Here is a 17,083-nt window from a genome sequence, read left to right as displayed (position 1 = left end):
CTCATCACTGCTGCTCGACTGTCACAATATAATCTCGCTTCATTCCAGGATTAAATGTACCTACCCAAATTCGATAGATGCCTTTTTTCCAGTTGCGATCGCTAATGCTAGCATCTTTACTTTTGCCAGTGTCATCGCCACAGCGAATCGTCGCTTTATCTGGGCCTTGAATGAGTAAAGTGGTATCGTTATTATTGCTATCAATCTGTACCGTCAACTGGGAAAAGTCATTTTCCAAAACCATAATGTGATCTGGATTTGGATCGGCAAAACCGATACAGGCTTTCTGTTCGCGATCGCGGTTAGTAATAGCAGACAATGAGTAAGAACCACCTGTAAATCCTTCCACTTTTCTTTGTCCTGGATCGGAGTTTGTTGACAGCGTAAAAGTACCAAAATTTGCTGTTTCTGCTATTACCGGGGTAGCTACTAAGGCAGTAACTATAGCTAACAGCCAGCCGCCACAATACTGAGGTCGGGGGCAACGGTATTTCATAGTAGCCCTCCAACAGGCTTTGAAAATAGTAGTGATATATACATATTGTAGTTAATAAATTACAGTGAATTTTCTGTGAGATGTGCCACATTTAAATGTGCCACAAGTGATGTCTTTAAACGCACGCAGGTAGTTGCTAGTTATTATCTCGAACCAAAAAGCATCTACAATTCCTAAAGTTAAAGAAAGTGCAGAAAATAAAAGAATTTTTAACCTTCTGCACTTTGAGTTTGTGTGAAAATTTTAGGAATTATTTAGTTGAAAAAAAATGCCACCTTTGAGCGCTTCTGTGTTAGTTCCATAACTACTAACTGTGAGCGATCGCAGGTTATTAAAAAACGGTTTGCCTAAAACTTCCACTAACTTGAGAATTGGGATTTGACGCTCTAACAAATCCTGACTTTTTGTCCAGTCAAGATAGATATAGCCTTGGTTAGACTGAGGAATCGCAGCAATACTATCTTGGAACTTAGGATTATTAATTAAGGAATTTTCCTTGGCTGTGAAAACTTCATCCATTGTTTCAAGATCGGAGGTGAAAATTTCGTAATTTCCTAAGGTTGTATGCGCTCCCCGGACTTTTGCCTCAATAGCGAATGATGCTCGGTTTTTGTCATTGTTTTTTTTACTAGCTGTGGTTAACTCTGTCCAAGCAGAAATTTTTTGGTTGTCTATGGTCACAGGACTGATAGTGAGTCCATTAGATGAAGCGATCGCGTCTAAACGTGCTACGCCTTGTTCTACACCGTCGGATTTTTCCGCTACAAAAATCCAATGGGGGGTTGTTTGTTCTTGAGGTAACAATGCTATGGCATATTCTCCCTGTACCCAACTGAAAATATCCTTTGGCAAATTTATTCCCCAGCGTTTTTGTGCATCGCCCAACGGTTTTAGGAACTGAGAAACCACATCTTCTTGAGAACCATATATAGTTGCTGTTGCTTGTTTCCAAAGTTTGGCTACATCACTGTTATCCAAATTACTCAAATTGGAGCCAGAAATTGCTAAACCTGCTGATGCTGGAACATATTGCAATGCTGCTACAGGTTTGGTTAGTGGTGGGGATGGGGAAACAATTTCTGATGAAGTCACAAAGGCGGTTTCTGCTAGCAATCCTTTGGGCTTCAACAAGAGGGAAATAATTTCGCTGTTATATGTTTGTTCTGCTAATTCTAATCCTTGCCATTTTGCCACGATGGGAAGATTCAAGAAGGCTACAGCTATACTACCTTTGGGTAGTTCTTTGGTAGCTTTTTGGTATTCTGAGGAGCTAGTCAAATTCAAATCGGGAGCTTGGACGTTATTGATAGCCTCTCGCAGCACTTTGGGATCGTTAGCAAACAACACAAAACCTTCGCCAACTACAGCACCGGCTAAATTATTTTGGATTGGGGATTTTGGATTTTGGATTTTATTTTCTGCGATCGCTTCCTGAGTGTCAGAAATCAGCTTTACGCCTTTGTATTCTTCAACATTTAAGTTTGCCCCAGCTAAGGCTCTTTTGGAAAATAACAACTCGACAAACTCACGACTTTTTTCCGGTTGCTGGGTTGCGAGTGCCAAAAGATACCCTGGTTGCTGTCCATTTTCTGGGTCGCGATCGATATCTAGGTTGGTAATAGCCAGTGTAATTTCATTACCTAGCCAGGGTTTAATATCTTGTTGGTAATCTATGCCACTCTTAGCCAAGAAACTAGTTTTGAGCCTAGATAGCTCTCCTTCACGCTCCAACGCTTGTAAACTGTCAGGATTTGTCAGTAATGACACTATTGCAGGAGCAAGTTTCGATACGAATATTGTTGCACCAGGCTGGGAGCTAGGGGCAATGAGACTAGCCGGATTTTTAGGGAAAAACCAGTAGAAGCCAGCGATCGCTAACACTGCGATCGCACCAGCTACGATAAAACCGATGAATGGGCGTTGTCTATTCACATTAAACCTATTAAAAAAGATAGTTCACAGCCATTTAAGCAGAAAGAGGACGCCGGGAGAGGGAGACGCGTCTTCTTGAGAATCAATGCTCATGCCAAGGCAGAGATTTTCTGTCAACATAAGTAAATTACAATTGTCCACAAAAATCTCATGACAGAGAACTCATTTAGTCAACCTATTGCCCACATGAGTGTAGAGGAACTAGCACAACGTCTCGCTTCAGGTGATACAAGTATTCAACTAGTAGATGTACGAGAACCACAAGAATTGGCGATCGCTAGCATTGAGGGCTTTGTTAATTTACCGTTGAGTGAATTTCCTGAATGGGGAGATCAAGTACCTACTCTCTTCAATCCCCAAGCTGAAACCCTTGTGCTGTGTCACCACGGTATGCGTTCTGCCCAGATGTGTCAGTGGTTAATTGCTCAAGGATTCACCAATGTGCAAAATATTTCAGGCGGTATTGATGCCTACTCTAAATTAGTAGACCCTTCAATTCCCCAGTATTAACTTTTGAACTTATGAATTACTTCAGATGGGACTTACTCTTCCATCTGGCTTTTGCTATTGTGAAATCAGTAGTCAATCAATGTTCGGGTTTCCTGGGGAAGCTTGGGACCTTACACATTAAGTAGTCATTTGTCCAGTTTTTAAGTCCTACTATAGCAGCAATCACCTGAAAAATACGTATTCAATAATACTGTTCACAATATATAGTTGTGCAAAAATACGGTTATAAAGCTATGAACTAGTAGATTAAGATAGTCGCTCTTTATAGCAAAAAACAAAATTATGTTTGCAGCAGAGTTGTAACTATGTTATACGCAAACGTGAAGATTAATTATCACAATATAATTGTATAATCTATTAAATTAATTAATTTTTAATAATCTTTCGTTTAGGATTGAATCCTCAAATTTTTTCCAAGTTTGATTAAAATTTGCACTCAGCAAAGCATACCCTATGGAAGTCCAGTTGACAAATCGACAACAGCATATACTTTGGGCGACAGTACGTCACTACATTGCTACGGCAGAGCCTGTTGGTTCAAAGGCTTTGGTCGAAGAGTACGATCTGGGTGTTAGCTCAGCAACAATTCGCAATGTCATGGGTGTTTTAGAAAAGTCTGGCTTACTTTACCAACCACACACCTCTGCCGGACGAGTACCTTCAGACTCAGGATATCGCATTTATGTTGACCAGCTAATTACACCCTCTGTGCGAGACGCTACGGGTAGCTTGCTTCCACGAAGTAGTACGGAAACTTTAGTAAAAGAAGTAGAGCTGGCATTACAAAAGCGCCTTCACTGGGAAGATTGGAGTTTAGAAACTTTACTCCAAGGAGCTGCACAAATTTTAGCAACTTTGAGTGGCTGCATTAGCTTGATTACCATGCCTCAAACCACTACGGCATTAGTGCGACATCTACAACTAGTGCAAATTGAGTCCGGAAAGATCATGCTGATTGTAGTGACTGATGGTTATGAGACACATTCCAAGTTGATGGATTTGTCGCCAGCACCAGAGGAAACACAACGGGAATCAGAGGTAATAGATCGGGAGTTGCAAATTGTTTCTAACTTTTTGAATAGCCACTTACGAGGGCGGAGTCTGCTAGAACTAGCCTATCTTGACTGGAGTCAATTAGATCGAGAATTCCAACGCTACGGCGAATTTCTCAAAAATTCAGTTGCGGAATTGACTCGCCGCACTGTTGCGCCGACTGCAACACAAATTATGGTTCGAGGCGTTGCAGAAGTTTTGCGTCAGCCGGAATTTTCCCAATTACAGCAAGTGCAAACAATTATCCACCTGCTGGAAGAAGAACAAGACCAACTATGGCGATTAATATTTGAGGAACCAGAGCCAGAAGATTTAGGTAAGTCAAAGGTAACGGTTCGCATTGGTGCAGAAAATCCCCTAGAACCGATACGCACCTGTAGCTTGATTTCTTCTACCTATCGCCGAGGCTCAATACCGGTAGGAAGCGTAGGAGTTTTAGGACCAACACGGCTAGATTATGAAAGTGCGATCGCTGTTGTAGCTGCTGCTGCTGATTACCTTTCAGAAGCTTTCAGTTAGATTACAGAGATTATGATCAGAAAAATTGCCTTTGGGTTATTGTGGTTGGGATTGATTGTTTATGCATTTTTTCTCTCCCCTCCTCAACAACCCGGTACATTCGAGTTGATTAAAAACCTTTCTATTGGTCAATGGCAAGGTATCAATTCATTAATAATAGCCCTATTCAATCTCATGGGCGTTTGGCCTATCATTTACAGCGCAGTAGTGTTTATCGATGGTAGAGGACAAAAAATACCTGCTTGGCTATTTGCCATCGCTTCTTTTGGGGTTGGTGCTTTTGCACTATTACCTTACTTAGCCCTTAGGGAACCAAATCAGAAGTTTGTTGGTAAAAAGAATACTTTGCTCAAGCTGCTAGATTCTCGTGTAACTGGTTTTGTTCTAACTGTAGCTGCCGTTATTCTAGTTGCCTATGGTTTCACAGGAGCAGATTGGACAAATTTTAGCCAACAGTGGCAAACTAACCGCTTCATCCATGTAATGAGTCTAGATTTCTGTTTACTTTGCTTATTATTTCCTACATTAGTAGGGGATGATATGGCGCGTCGTGGTTGGAAAAATCCACAACTACTGTGGATAACAGCCTTAATACCACTATTCGGCCCATTGATTTACTTATGTGTGCGTCCGTCTCTACCAGAAATTGGTGCAGAGACTATACCCACTGAGCAACCAGCGCCGAATTAAACAATTCATAATCCCAATTTATATCATGTTCGGGTGAAGACTTATCATTAGGACTGACGCGGAAGGGGGCACGGGGACGCACAGAAATTTTAATAATAAGTGATTATCCGAACTTGATATTAGAGCTGATTCGTAAAGAAAATCTAAAGAGAACTGATCAAACTTTGTTCTTAAGCTTTTGTTTATGAATCAGTTCTAAGTTTGTTTAATCTTTGTTATTTATTTGCAGTGGGAGGGAATTCTGTATATTACAGGAGTACTAACACTGATGGTTATACCTAACTAAATCTTAGCTACCACTTGATCCCTTTTTTGGGAACGCTCAAGCTGACGGTGAAAGCTTTATGAGACGGTAGTTTGACTTTTTTGTTTGCATTGAGAATCAGTGACATGGAAAAACTTTTTGCCAAAAAGCTAGGGTTTTGCCGTATCAAGAGAACCAAGTTCTTAATTGTGGATAAAGTCGAGCTTAGATGGCGAATCTGACTCCTGAGTAATAATACTAAATTCCCGCAACAGCCAAAATTTAAGATGAGCGAGATATTACCATCGGAAAACACCCAGGACACTGCCAAGCAAAAACAGAATACTAATCCAAATCGCAATCAGGCAGGAATCAACTTGCATCAGAGCGAAGTACACTTGCAGCAGTTAATTGAATATACTCCCGTTGCGATCGCCATACTAGATCGAGAAATGCGCTATCTTGCTGTGAGTCACAAATGGCTAGAAGACTACAGCCAGACTAATGATATTATTGGGCACTCGCTCTATGAAATATTTCCTGATATTCCCCCAGAGTGGAAGTCCTTTCACCAAGAGTGTTTAGTAGGGGCGACAAAACAATGTGATGAATATCCTTACCCACAGGCAGATGGTTCGCTACAGTGGCTGAGATGGTCAATTCGGCCTTGGTATATGACAAGCGGTGAAATCGGCGGCATCACGATCTTTAGCGAAAACATCACTGAGCGCAAACAAGCCCAACTAGCACTCCAGGAGAGTGAAGAACGCTATCGCTATCTGATCGCCGCTACCTCTGTGTTGTTTTGGGTATTTTCACCCGATGGCATCGTCGTTGATGATAATCCTAGTTGGCGGGAATTTACTGGTCAAAGTTGGGAGGAATATCAAGGCCGGGGATGGTTAGATGCAATTCATCCAGAAGATCGTCAATTAATAGCCCAGTCATGGGAAGAGGCAGTTAAGACTTCCAGCCTATACGAACAGGAATTTCGGTTGCGACGGCATGATGGTGAGTATCGGTACACACTCGCTCGAGGTGTCCCAGTCCTAGAACCAGATGGCAGTATCCGAGAGTGGCTAGGAACTAACACTGACATTACTGAAGGCAAGCAAGCCCAAGTAGCACTCCAGCAAAGCGAAGAACGATTCCGTTCGCTACTTGAAGCATCATCACAAATTATTTGGACTACTGATGCTAAAGGTGCATTTATTACCGACCAAGCACAATGGCGAGTTTTCACAGGACAAACAGTTGAAGAAAGTTTGGGTTGGGGTTGGATAAATATGATCCATCCAGAAGATCTAGCTCACACTAATGAGGCATGGTCAGCCGCAGTTGCCAACCGAAGTGTCTATGAAGTTGAGACTCGGATTCAGCGTTATGACGGTGAGTATCGCTACTTCAGCTCCCGTGCTGTACCGCTTTTTAATCCAGATAATAGTTTTCGAGAGTGGGTAGGTGCTAACACAGATATTACTGAACGCAAGCTATTTGAATTTGCCCTTGCCCAAGCCAAAGAAGCAGCAGAAGCCGCCAGTCACGCCAAAAGCGAATTCCTTGCCAACATGAGCCACGAGTTACGGACACCACTCAATGGTATTCTCGGCTATGCTCAAATTCTGCAACGTTCTAAACACCTGAATGAAGATGAGCGATCGCGCATTGATGTAATTTACCAGTGCGGTTCTCATTTGCTCACCTTAATTAACGACATCCTTGATTTGTCGAAAATTGAAGCCCAGAAAGTGGAACTTATGACTAGCGACTTCCACTTCCCCGCATTCCTCCAAGGTGTAGCTGAGATGTGTCGCATTCGTGCAGAACTTAAAGGCATTGGGTTCCGTCATCAATTGGCTTTAGAATTACCCATTGCGATCCGTGCCGATGAAAAACGACTACGACAAGTATTAATCAACCTGCTCAGCAACGCCATCAAATTTACCGATGCTGGCAGTGTCACCTTTAGTATTAGCTATGCTTCTGAAGGAAAAATTCGCTTTGAAGTCCGTGATTCAGGTATTGGCATTCCCGCAGAAAAACTGCAAGCGATTTTTCAACCCTTTGAGCAAGCAGGCGATCGCCGACGACAGATTGAGGGCACAGGATTAGGATTGGCAATCAGCCAAAGAATCGTAGAATTGATGGGCAGCACCATTCAAGTTCAGAGTGATATGGGTGTTGGTAGTATTTTCTGGTTTGAGGTTCACTTACCAGAAGCTGATGAGTGGGTGAAAACCTCTCAAGCTGACGATTATGGTCAAATTATTGGTATTAAAGACCGTAAACCTAAAATTTTAGTTGTTGATGATAAATGGGAAAATCGCTCGGTAATTAACAATTTGCTCACTCCCATTGGATTTGATGTATGTGAAGCCAATGATGGCGAAGAGGGTTGGCAGAAAATTTTGGAATTTCAACCGGAACTTGTAATTACTGACTTGCTGATGCCAAAACTTGATGGTTTTGAGTTAATTAAGCGCATTCGCGAGTCAGAAACATATAAAGAAATTATTATTATTGTTTCTTCAGCGAGCGTGTTTGAAAGCGATCAACACCGCAGCATAGAAGCAGGAGGCAATGATTTTATGCCCAAACCCGTACAAGCGATTACGCTATTTCAAAAATTGCGGCATTTTCTCAATTTAGACTGGGTTTATGAACAGAAAAATCCTGAAAATCTCCTAAATAAAGAAAATGCTGAACTCATCTTACCACCTCAATCAGAAATAGAAATTCTGTATGAATTGGTAATGAAAGGTAATTTTAAGGGAATCATCAAACAGGCAGCATTAATTTCAGAAATGGATGGCAAATATATTCACTTTGCAAAACATTTACATCAACTGGCAAAAGGATTTCAAGACCAAGAAATTCTAGCACTGCTTCAATTTCACAAGTAAAGATTATGAATCTGACAACTGCACAAAATCAGACAGTTCTAATTGTTGATGATAATCCTGCTAATTTAGGCGTCTTATCTGATGCCTTAGATCGGGATGGACTTGAAGTATGGGTAGCAAAATCCGGTAAGGTAGCTCTAGAACGAGTTAAATATGCACTACCGAGTTTAATATTGTTGGATGTAATGATGCCAGATATTGATGGATTGGAAACCTGTCGGCAATTAAAGGCAAATCCCCAAACTAAGGATATTCCTGTCATCTTTATGACCGCACTTTCCGACACTATCAACAAAGTGGAGGGGTTTCAGGTTGGGGCTGTAGACTATATCACTAAACCATTTCAGCTAGCAGAAGTGATGTCACGGGTGAAATTGCATTTAAAGCTGTATAGTTTAGCACATGAATTAGAGCAGAAAAATACTTTATTAGAGGAAAAATTTGATGAAGCAAGTCAAGCTTATCACGATTTAAAACAGCTACAAATCAAACTAGTTCAAGGTGAAAAACTATCCAGCTTAGGTCAGATGTTTACTGGCATTTCCCATGAGATTAATAATCCAGTAGATTTTATTTATGGCAATCTCATCTATGCTAGTGAATATACTCAAGAAATGCTAAATTTTCTGCATCTATATCAAGAGGAATATCCAAATCCTACCCCTCGCATTCAAACAGAACTAGAATTAATAGACATAGAATTTATTAATAATGACTTTTTAAATTTACTCAAATCAATGAATGTTGGCGCACGACGCATTCGGGAAATAGTCAAGTCTATGCAGATTTTCTCACAAGTAGATGAAGTTAGACTGGCAGAGGTTGATATCCATGAATGTATTGATGGCACGCTGATGATTTTGAATCATCGCCTAAAAGCACAACCCGAATATCCAGGCATTAAAGTAGTTAAAGAGTACAATTTATTTCAACTAATTAAATGCTATGTTGGACAAATTAATCAAGTATTTATGAATATTATTGTTAATGCTATTGATGCCCTAGATGAATATAATGAACAGCGTTCATTGGCAGATATTAAACAAAATCCCAGTCTGATTAAAATTCGCACAGTGATGATTGAAGATAATTGGGTTGCCATTCACATCGCTGATAACGGTCCGGGAATGTGTGAAGAAGTAAAAGCAAAGCTGTTTCAACCTTTCTTTACAACTAAAGCTGTGGGTAAAGGAACTGGATTAGGTTTATCTATCAGCCACCAAATTATAGTAGAACAGCATGGTGGTAGTATCGACTGCCAATCTATTCCTGGAAAGGGGACAGAATTTGCGATCAAAATTCCAGTGCAACAGTAAATTTTTTCATAGGCTGATGAGTAGTTTTAAGTTCTGGTTGTGAGAGACAATAAATAACTCTACTATACAGCGCCATCTTTCTTCATCCTCTTCTTTTAGCAAAGGTATTGAGTTCAGATTGTTAACTTATTGAAAGATATTATTAGTGAATCAGAGATAATACCAATTCTTTGTAATAATGAGCTTAATATAATTTGATTAACCTTTGCTCCTTTGAGTGAGTTAGATCGAGGAATATTAAGCTCAAAATTATAGAGTGAATGTTTACTCCTGTCTTGAGTGTGGTGAATTTAAGAAACCACTACTAATGAAATGTGAGAAGTATTTATCCAGCAGATTAGCATCCATTGGTGGACAAACAATTGCAGAATCTGCCAATCCATTGAGGGTATTCTGACAATTATAATGAACTGTATTTTGATACAATTCCATGATTGTAAAAGAATTTTGATAGACTTTTTCAGACATCATCGGTAAAAGCGGATGTAAAACATTTTCCTGAGAGTGCCTGAGATTTGCAATTAGCTCCTCTTTCCACTGAATATATGGTAACTTCTTCAGTTGGTAACCATAGTCACAAATAAACTCAAAAAGCTCAAGGAGTCCCATATTTTGGTCTGGCGGGGGTACGATATGAAAAGCTTTCCCTAGAGATTCTGGCTTTTTGGACAAATGGACAATTGCTCTACTGGCGTAATCCACAGGAATCATTTCTTCTTTTTGATCTACGAGTTCCGGATAACTACCAAGCTGTATGCATCCTTTAATAATTCTAGGCACAAAAGCATCTTTTGTATGAGCAATGCCTGTGCCGCTATGTCCCATGAGAAATCCTGTTCTGAAGATGCTAACAGGTATTCCCCTAGACTTGGCAATCCATACAAGATTTTCGGCTACCCATTTGGTTTGAGCGTAGCCAATATCCAGAGCAACATAGTCTTTACAAGGCTCGATGTCATCATTTTCGGTAACTACTTTTAGTCCTGTAAAATAGTTGATTACACCAAAAACAGCAATAGTAGAAATGTAATTCACTGGTTTAATTTTACCCAGACAAGCTAATCTGAGAACTTCTTGAGTTCCGAGAACATTGGATGCTTTAAGTACAGAGTATGGTTTAGCAAAATTGATTTGGGCAGCACCGTGATAAATAGTATCAATTTGTAGAGCCAGCTTTTCAAACTGTTCTCTAGGAAGGCCCAAAAATGGCTGTTCTAAGTCTCCCAGAATCGGAATCACGTGAGAGCTAAAATTTTGGTGATTAAGGGAATATTTTTCTAGGTTTTGTTGAAGCTTTTTCAACCCTTCATGCTCGTTCGGGGAACGCACCAGGCAGTATATTTTTGCTTGAGTTTGATGTAGCAGTTCATCAAGTAAAAAAGCCCCCAAAAAGCCTGTAGCTCCTGTGAGAAAAATATGACGCGGTTCATTAACCTGAGCAACAGCCCTTCCGTGGGCATCGATCGCAGGATCGAGTACTACCTCAGATTTTAAATCGATCGCGCTGGTTAAAGCACAAACGCCATCTCGACGCACTGTCTCTATTACCTGAGCCAACGCTTCGACAGTAGATTTCTCAAACAGGCTTTTTAGAGGTAAATCTACTTGAAAGGTTTCTCTCACATAAAAGATTAACTGAGCTGCTAACAGAGAATTACCGCCAAGCTCAAAGAAATTATCATGAATCCCCACTTCTGCGATCGCCAGAACTCGGCTCCAAATTTCAGCCATTTGTTCCTCAATCGAGGTACGAGGTGCGACAAATGCTGCTTCCAAATCGCTTCTATCCATTTCAGGCTCTGGTAGATCGCGAAGATCTACATTGCCGTTAAATATCTGCTGAGCTTGCCGATCGCCAGGGACTGTTAACAGTGGTAAGTTGGAAATTGTCTGGTCTGGGTTAGAGACAATACTCTGTAATAGAGTAGAAAAATGTTCCACCATCAAAGCGATTGTCTCAGCTTTAAATAGGTCGGTGCTATATTCCAAGTTCCCCGATATCCCTGCTGCTGTCTCGCGCAGTTCCAGGTACAGATCGAACTTGGATGTCCCGTTGTCAATTCCCAAACGGTTCATTGTCAATCCGGGAACAGTCAGCTTAGGCATTGGGGTATTTTGAAGATGAAACATCACTGAAATCAGTGGATTTTGGTTCAAGTCCCGTTTGATCTGTAGGGCGTCAACTAGTTTCTCAAACGGTAAGTCTTGGTAGGTATAACCCGATAAAGCTACTTCCCGGACTCGGCCTAACAATTGCCGGAAACTTGGGGAGCCAGACAAATTGGTTCGCAATACCAAAGTATTGAGCAAAAACCCAATTAGTCCTTCTAACTCAGAACGGTGGCGATTGCTAATAGGAGCACCTACTAAAATGTCTTCTTGCCCTGTGTAGCGAAATAGGAGTGTCTGGAACGCTGCCAACAAGGTCATAAACAAGGTAGTACCCTCTTGACGCGAGAGAGCATTGAGAGCATCGGTTAGGGATTTGGGTATAACGACTGATTGGCGGGTCCCCTGATATGTTGGCTCTAATGGTCGTGGATAATCGGTGGGCAATTCTAATACAGGTAGACTGCCACTCAAATTTTGCTGCCAATAAGCAAGCTTATTATCTAAAATTTCACCTTGGAGCCACTGCCGTTGCCAAGCTGCAAAGTCCGCATACTGAATAGCTAAGTCAGGAAGGGGAGAGGGGTTACCAGTGGAGAAAGCTTGATAGAGGGCTGACAGTTCCTTGAACAAAACACTTAAAGACCAATCATCACAAACTATATGGTGTAGGTTGAGGAGGAATATATGCTCCTCTGAACCCAATTGCAGCAATGTTGTTCGCAGCAATGGCCCTTGAACTAAATCGAAAGGACGTTGGGCTTGTTCAAGGATGATCTGGCGGACTTGAGATTCCTGCTCATCTGGAGACAGCCCTTGGAGGTTCACCACTAAGAGTTTGATGGGAAAAGTCGAGTGGATGACCTGTATGGGTTCTCCGTTCACACTGGAATAGGTAGTTCGCAGGACTTCATGACGGTTGATAATTTCATGCAAGCTCTGTTCTAATGTTGTGGCGTTGAGTACACCTCTGAGGCGAAAGGCTTCGGGAACATTGTAAAAAGCATGGTTGGGCACTAACTGGTCAAGAAACCACAACCGTTCTTGCCCAAAGGAAAGCGGTAAATCGCAATCGCGCCCAATGGATTGTATTGGCAAAACAGAGCATCCTTTATCTTCCTGTTGTGCTTTTCTAATGCTTTCAGCCATTTCAGCGATGCTGGCTGCTTCAAAGAAATGCCGCATTGGTAACTCAACTTGAAAGATATCGCGGATGCGGCAGAGGATCTGGAAGGCTAGTAAGGAGTGTCCTCCCAAAGCTAAGAAATTGTCATGAACACCAATGTTTTTTATACCCAATACTTTAGACCAAATTTCTGCCACTGCTTCCTCAATCGGGGTGCGGGGGGCGACAAAATTCTCACTTCCATTCAAAGTTTGAGCGGGTGCTGGGAGTGCCTTACGATCAACTTTTCCGTTAGCTGTTAAGGGTAAAGCACTCAATTGCACAAAGCGAGAAGGGATCATGTGGTCAGGCAATTTCTGTTTGAGAAAACGGCGTAGGTTGGCAACAGATGTGCGTTGCAGCACTTTCACCGGTGTAGGGTTGTTGGCATAAGAGTTCCAAGATTGTGGGTGGAATGTTTTTTCTGGGAAGGTAAGAAGTACTTTTTTGCCAGAGAATTCAGTTTCTACTGTCGAATGCCGCTGCAATATGATGTCATAGCTGCCATCTATTTCTGACCAATTGATGTCAATTTTATAGGGTAATTCTTGGCTTAAATTCCACAGGTCTTCCGGATCGATACCGATAGAGTCAGTATTTTGCTGCCAAGCAGAACGTAGTTCTCCTACAGTCTTAAAGTTATTGTTGCTCCAGATCTGTTCTATGGCTTTAATATCTGCCAGAACCCGATTATTTGGAATGCGGGCAATTGCTAAAGCTTCTGGCTCTTGCTCAGTGAGAATTTGACAAATTTTTGCTAATGTCAGACTCGGCTGCCAATTCAACCAAACAGGTTCTTTAGTAGGATAAACTTCAGTGCCTACATGGAGGATGACATCGTAGCGGAATCTAGTCAGTTCATTATGATGGACACCGCGCTTCAGTTGAATCTCGACATGGTTAATCTGTGGTAGATGCTGTTTGAGAGCGGTAAAAAAGGCTGGATCGATGACTAGCTCTTTATCCTCAGACATTTGGTCTGTGATGCGTTGCTGTAGTTGGACTAAAGACAGAGTGTCAGCAGCTTGGTAGAGTTGTACTGATGTGTGAAAAGCCTTCAATAAGGGGAGACAACGTACATCGCCAATGAAGATACAACCTCCCGGCTTGACGACTTGAACTGCACGTTCTAAGACACTTACTAAGTAATCAATCCCAGGAAAATACTGAATAACAGAATTCAGCACTACGGTATCGAACACTTCAGTTTCGATTCCCGAAAGATCGTCTGCTGTTGTCGCCAACAGTTTTATGGATGAACAATCTGGCTGATTTCTCTGTAACTGCTCCTCTAGATAATGAATAGCTGCTGCTGATATATCAGTGCCAACGTAGTGGGAACAATGGGGAGCAATTCGGAATAGTAGTAACCCCAAACCACAACCGATTTCTAGGACGCGCTGAGGCTGTAAGGACAAAATCCTGGCAACTGTGTGGTCAACCCACTCACTCATCTCTTCTGTAGGAATAGGTAGACCTGTATAGCTATTATTCCAACCGCTAATATTGAATGTTGGATCTCGATCTGTAGAGTCTTGGCTATAAACTCCGTCCCATAATATTTGATGTAACTGTAGAATCTGCTCTGTATTCGTGTCTGGTAGTTCGGGCTTGGGAACTACGTAAGCTACTAGGCGTTGATCGCCAGGGGAAAATTCTTTAGCAATCACCACAGCTTCTTGCACTTCAGGATGTTGCCACAGCGCAGTTTCAATTTCTCCTAGCTCAATACGGAAGCCGCGAATCTTTACTTGTTGGTCAATACGCCCAATATACTCAATATTGCCGTCTGGTAGGTAACGAGCTAAGTCGCCTGTTTTATATAATTTACTCCCTCCTGCCTTTTGCCTCCTGCCTCCTGTCTCCTCAAAAGGGTTGGGGATGAATCGCTGATCTGTCAGTTCTGGGCGATTGAGATAGCCTCTGGCTAGTCCCTCACCAGTAATGTACAGTTCCCCAGAGACACCTGTGGGTACTGGCTGCATCTGTTCGTCCAATAGAAGACAAGTAGTGTTGGCGATCGGGCGACCGATTGTCACGATGCTGTCACCTTTCTTCACCAGGGAAAATGTGGAATAGGTCGTATCTTCCGTAGGCCCGTATAGATTGAAGACTTTTTGAATATTGTCCAACTCATAGATTTGCTGCACCAAACGATTTTGGAGAGGTTCGCCTGCTAAGTTAACGGTGCGTACAGAAGTGGGTATACCTTGAATTCTCAGTAACTCTGCGATCGCAGATGGCACTGTATTAATCAGGGTGACTTCTTGAGCGGCAGGTAAGCTAGGCAAATACAAGGGATTTTCTGCCAAAATCACCTTACCACCCCAACACAGGGGAACAAATATCTCGAAAACTGAGAGATCGAAGCAAATAGATGTTGCAGCTAAAACTCCAGCTAGATCCTCGGTTGTAAAAACTTCTCTTGCCCAATGCAACAGAGCCACTGCGCTGTGATGTTCGATAGCTACCCCCTTAGGTTTACCAGTCGATCCGGAGGTGTAAATGACATAGGACAGGTTTTCATCTGTCACTAGGCAGGTTAGATTCTCCTGGCTGTGTTGAGTAATTGCCTCTTGATCGCTATCTAGACAAACCACATGCGCTTGATGCTCTGGAAGCTTTGAAAGTAGATGTTGTTGGGTCAGTAGTATGGGTAACTGTGAATCCTCTAACATCAAGGCTAGACGCTCTGAGGGATAGGCTGGATCTAGGGGGACATAAGCTTTGCCTGCTTTGAGAATGGCTAATAGTCCAACGATCATTTCCAGCGATCGCTCTAGGCAAATGCCAACTAGAACCTCAGGTTTGGCATTCAGGGTCTGTAGATAGTGCGCTAGTTGATTAGCTCGCTGGTTAAGTTCTTGGTAAGAAAGCTGCTTGTCTTCAAAAATGACTGCAATTTGCTCAGGTGTTTTTTCTACTTGGTATTCAAACAACTGATGGATACATATATTACTTACGTAATCGACTGGATTTTGATGCCATTCCACAAGCAACTGCTCTACTTCTGTCTTGGATAGACTCAGGTCTTGTTGAGAATGTTCAGTAAGATTTTTCATTACAGCTTAGTAATTTTTGCGACTACTATCTTAGCTGCCAATACTTAAATTGGCTAGTCAATAAAGCGTTGCTCATTCTGAGTATGATGACTCTGAGTTGAATGGCACTAAGAAAACGTAAAACCTAGTCAGGGCAGGGTGTAGGGGGTAGGAGGTAGGGTGTCGGGTGTAGGGAAAAAATCAAGAAAATTAAAAACAAGTGCGAACATTAATAAACTTCTTTGCTACGCAACGAGTAGCGCGAACGCCACTACACCCCAATACCTGCAACCCCACACCCAAAAGCAGAGATGAATATTGGATTTGCCGATAACAAGCGTGCCATTCGACTCTGAGTTTAACTAGGCAGTATCCTTTCTGGGTAAATGAAGAGGTAATCGAGCAGTGGCGTAACGAACAGAACACAAGGCGAAAGGGAGCCTCTAATTATTACAATGATTGTGGCGATCGCCACAATCATTGTTACTCCCCACTTACTATTCGCCACCTCCTGTCAAAAAAAATCCTAGAGTGAATGATAAAGTGCGCTAGCGATCTAAAATTACACTGTGAATCGGCAAACAAGAAGCAAATAAGTTCCGTGTATGAAGCGTCAAAGCTCTATTTTTTCATTGATTTTAGTATTATTGGCCACATTTCTTATTAGTTGTGGCGGGCCTGGTGTCGCAGTTGCACCTCCAACGTACACTGCAACCCAAATTGCGGAAATTAAGGAATACGTTCCCGAAATTCAAGCTGTGCGCGATCGCTCACAAGAGTTGAAAACCCTGATCCAAAAACAAGATTGGATCAATGTGAGCAACTTTATACACGGCCCGATAACAGAAGCAAGGTTGAACTTGACTTATGTCACTCCCCACCTTCTACCTAAAGACCAAACCACAGCACGTCAAATAACGCGAGATTTGTTTAACCACTTGGTTAAAGTAAATCAAGGCGCTTCCTCTGGTAACCCTCAACTTGCATTGAGTAATTCCGAAGCTGCTTTCGCAGATATTGAGAAATTCCTCCAGTTGCTTCCTGAGGAAAGCACTCAATAGAAAGGCAGAGGGGCAGGGGGAGCAGAGAGGCAGAGGAGATGGGG

At 42.0% G+C, this 17,083-nt stretch carries 9 protein-coding genes; 6 read left to right on the top strand and 3 right to left on the bottom strand.

Annotated elements, in window-relative coordinates; genetic code table 11:
* Positions 1-4: 4 nt before the first annotated feature.
* A complete protein-coding gene (locus ACM0OY_RS25980) occupies positions 5-496 on the bottom strand; it encodes a hypothetical protein (RefSeq protein ID WP_414571701.1) in 492 nt (163 codons plus the stop codon).
* A gap of 243 nt (positions 497-739) precedes the next feature.
* A complete protein-coding gene (locus ACM0OY_RS25975; RefSeq protein ID WP_414571700.1) occupies positions 740-2,428 on the bottom strand; it encodes a DUF3352 domain-containing protein in 1,689 nt (562 codons plus the stop codon).
* 150 nt (positions 2,429-2,578) lie between these two features.
* Between ACM0OY_RS25975 and ACM0OY_RS25970 the strand changes: the two genes are divergently transcribed.
* From ACM0OY_RS25970 to ACM0OY_RS25950, 5 genes are all read left to right on the top strand, one after another.
* Positions 2,579-2,938, top strand: coding sequence for a rhodanese-like domain-containing protein (locus ACM0OY_RS25970; RefSeq protein WP_414571699.1), 360 nt, complete (start codon positions 2,579-2,581; stop codon positions 2,936-2,938).
* 453 nt (positions 2,939-3,391) lie between these two features.
* A complete protein-coding gene (gene hrcA / locus ACM0OY_RS25965; RefSeq protein WP_414571698.1) occupies positions 3,392-4,510 on the top strand; it encodes a heat-inducible transcriptional repressor HrcA in 1,119 nt (372 codons plus the stop codon).
* A 12-nt stretch (positions 4,511-4,522) separates the two neighbouring features.
* Positions 4,523-5,200 carry a DUF2834 domain-containing protein gene (locus tag ACM0OY_RS25960; protein WP_414571697.1) on the top strand — a complete coding sequence of 226 codons (678 nt, stop codon included), beginning with the start codon at positions 4,523-4,525 and terminating at the stop codon, positions 5,198-5,200.
* Between the two features lie 531 nt (positions 5,201-5,731).
* Positions 5,732-8,347 carry a PAS domain S-box protein gene (locus ACM0OY_RS25955; RefSeq protein WP_414571696.1) on the top strand — a complete coding sequence of 872 codons (2,616 nt, stop codon included), beginning with the start codon at positions 5,732-5,734 and terminating at the stop codon, positions 8,345-8,347.
* Between the two features lie 5 nt (positions 8,348-8,352).
* Complete coding sequence (locus ACM0OY_RS25950) at positions 8,353-9,663, top strand: sensor histidine kinase (protein ID WP_414571695.1); 1,311 nt, start codon at positions 8,353-8,355, stop codon at positions 9,661-9,663.
* Positions 9,664-9,927: 264 nt separating this feature from the next.
* On the opposite strand, the gene ACM0OY_RS25945 is transcribed toward ACM0OY_RS25950, so the two are convergent.
* Entirely contained in the window at positions 9,928-15,999 is a 6,072-nt protein-coding gene (locus ACM0OY_RS25945) for an amino acid adenylation domain-containing protein (protein WP_414571694.1), read from the bottom strand.
* A gap of 584 nt (positions 16,000-16,583) precedes the next feature.
* Here ACM0OY_RS25945 and psbQ point away from each other — a divergent pair.
* Complete coding sequence (gene psbQ / locus ACM0OY_RS25940; RefSeq protein ID WP_414571693.1) at positions 16,584-17,039, top strand: photosystem II protein PsbQ; 456 nt, start codon at positions 16,584-16,586, stop codon at positions 17,037-17,039.
* The last annotated feature ends 44 nt before the right edge of the window (positions 17,040-17,083 follow it).

It is taken from the genome of Nostoc sp. CCY 9925, assembly GCF_963920935.1.
GTDB lineage: Bacteria > Cyanobacteriota > Cyanobacteriia > Cyanobacteriales > Nostocaceae > Nostoc.
Note: the sequence above shows the minus strand (reverse complement) of the source record. Positions and strands in the feature narration are given on the sequence as shown.

Bases quoted from the DNA above. Each gene is read 5' to 3' on its own strand.
- ACM0OY_RS25955 (WP_414571696.1), top strand. From the start codon at position 5,732: ATGAGCGAGATATTACCATCGGAAAACACCCAGGACACTGCCAAGCAA.
- psbQ (WP_414571693.1), top strand. From the start codon at position 16,584: ATGAAGCGTCAAAGCTCTATTTTTTCATTGATTTTAGTATTATTGGCC.
- ACM0OY_RS25945 (WP_414571694.1), bottom strand. From the start codon at position 15,999: ATGAAAAATCTTACTGAACATTCTCAACAAGACCTGAGTCTATCCAAG.
- ACM0OY_RS25960 (WP_414571697.1), top strand. From the start codon at position 4,523: ATGATCAGAAAAATTGCCTTTGGGTTATTGTGGTTGGGATTGATTGTT.
- hrcA (WP_414571698.1), top strand. From the start codon at position 3,392: ATGGAAGTCCAGTTGACAAATCGACAACAGCATATACTTTGGGCGACA.
- ACM0OY_RS25980 (WP_414571701.1), bottom strand. From the start codon at position 496: ATGAAATACCGTTGCCCCCGACCTCAGTATTGTGGCGGCTGGCTGTTA.
- ACM0OY_RS25970 (WP_414571699.1), top strand. From the start codon at position 2,579: ATGACAGAGAACTCATTTAGTCAACCTATTGCCCACATGAGTGTAGAG.
- ACM0OY_RS25950 (WP_414571695.1), top strand. From the start codon at position 8,353: ATGAATCTGACAACTGCACAAAATCAGACAGTTCTAATTGTTGATGAT.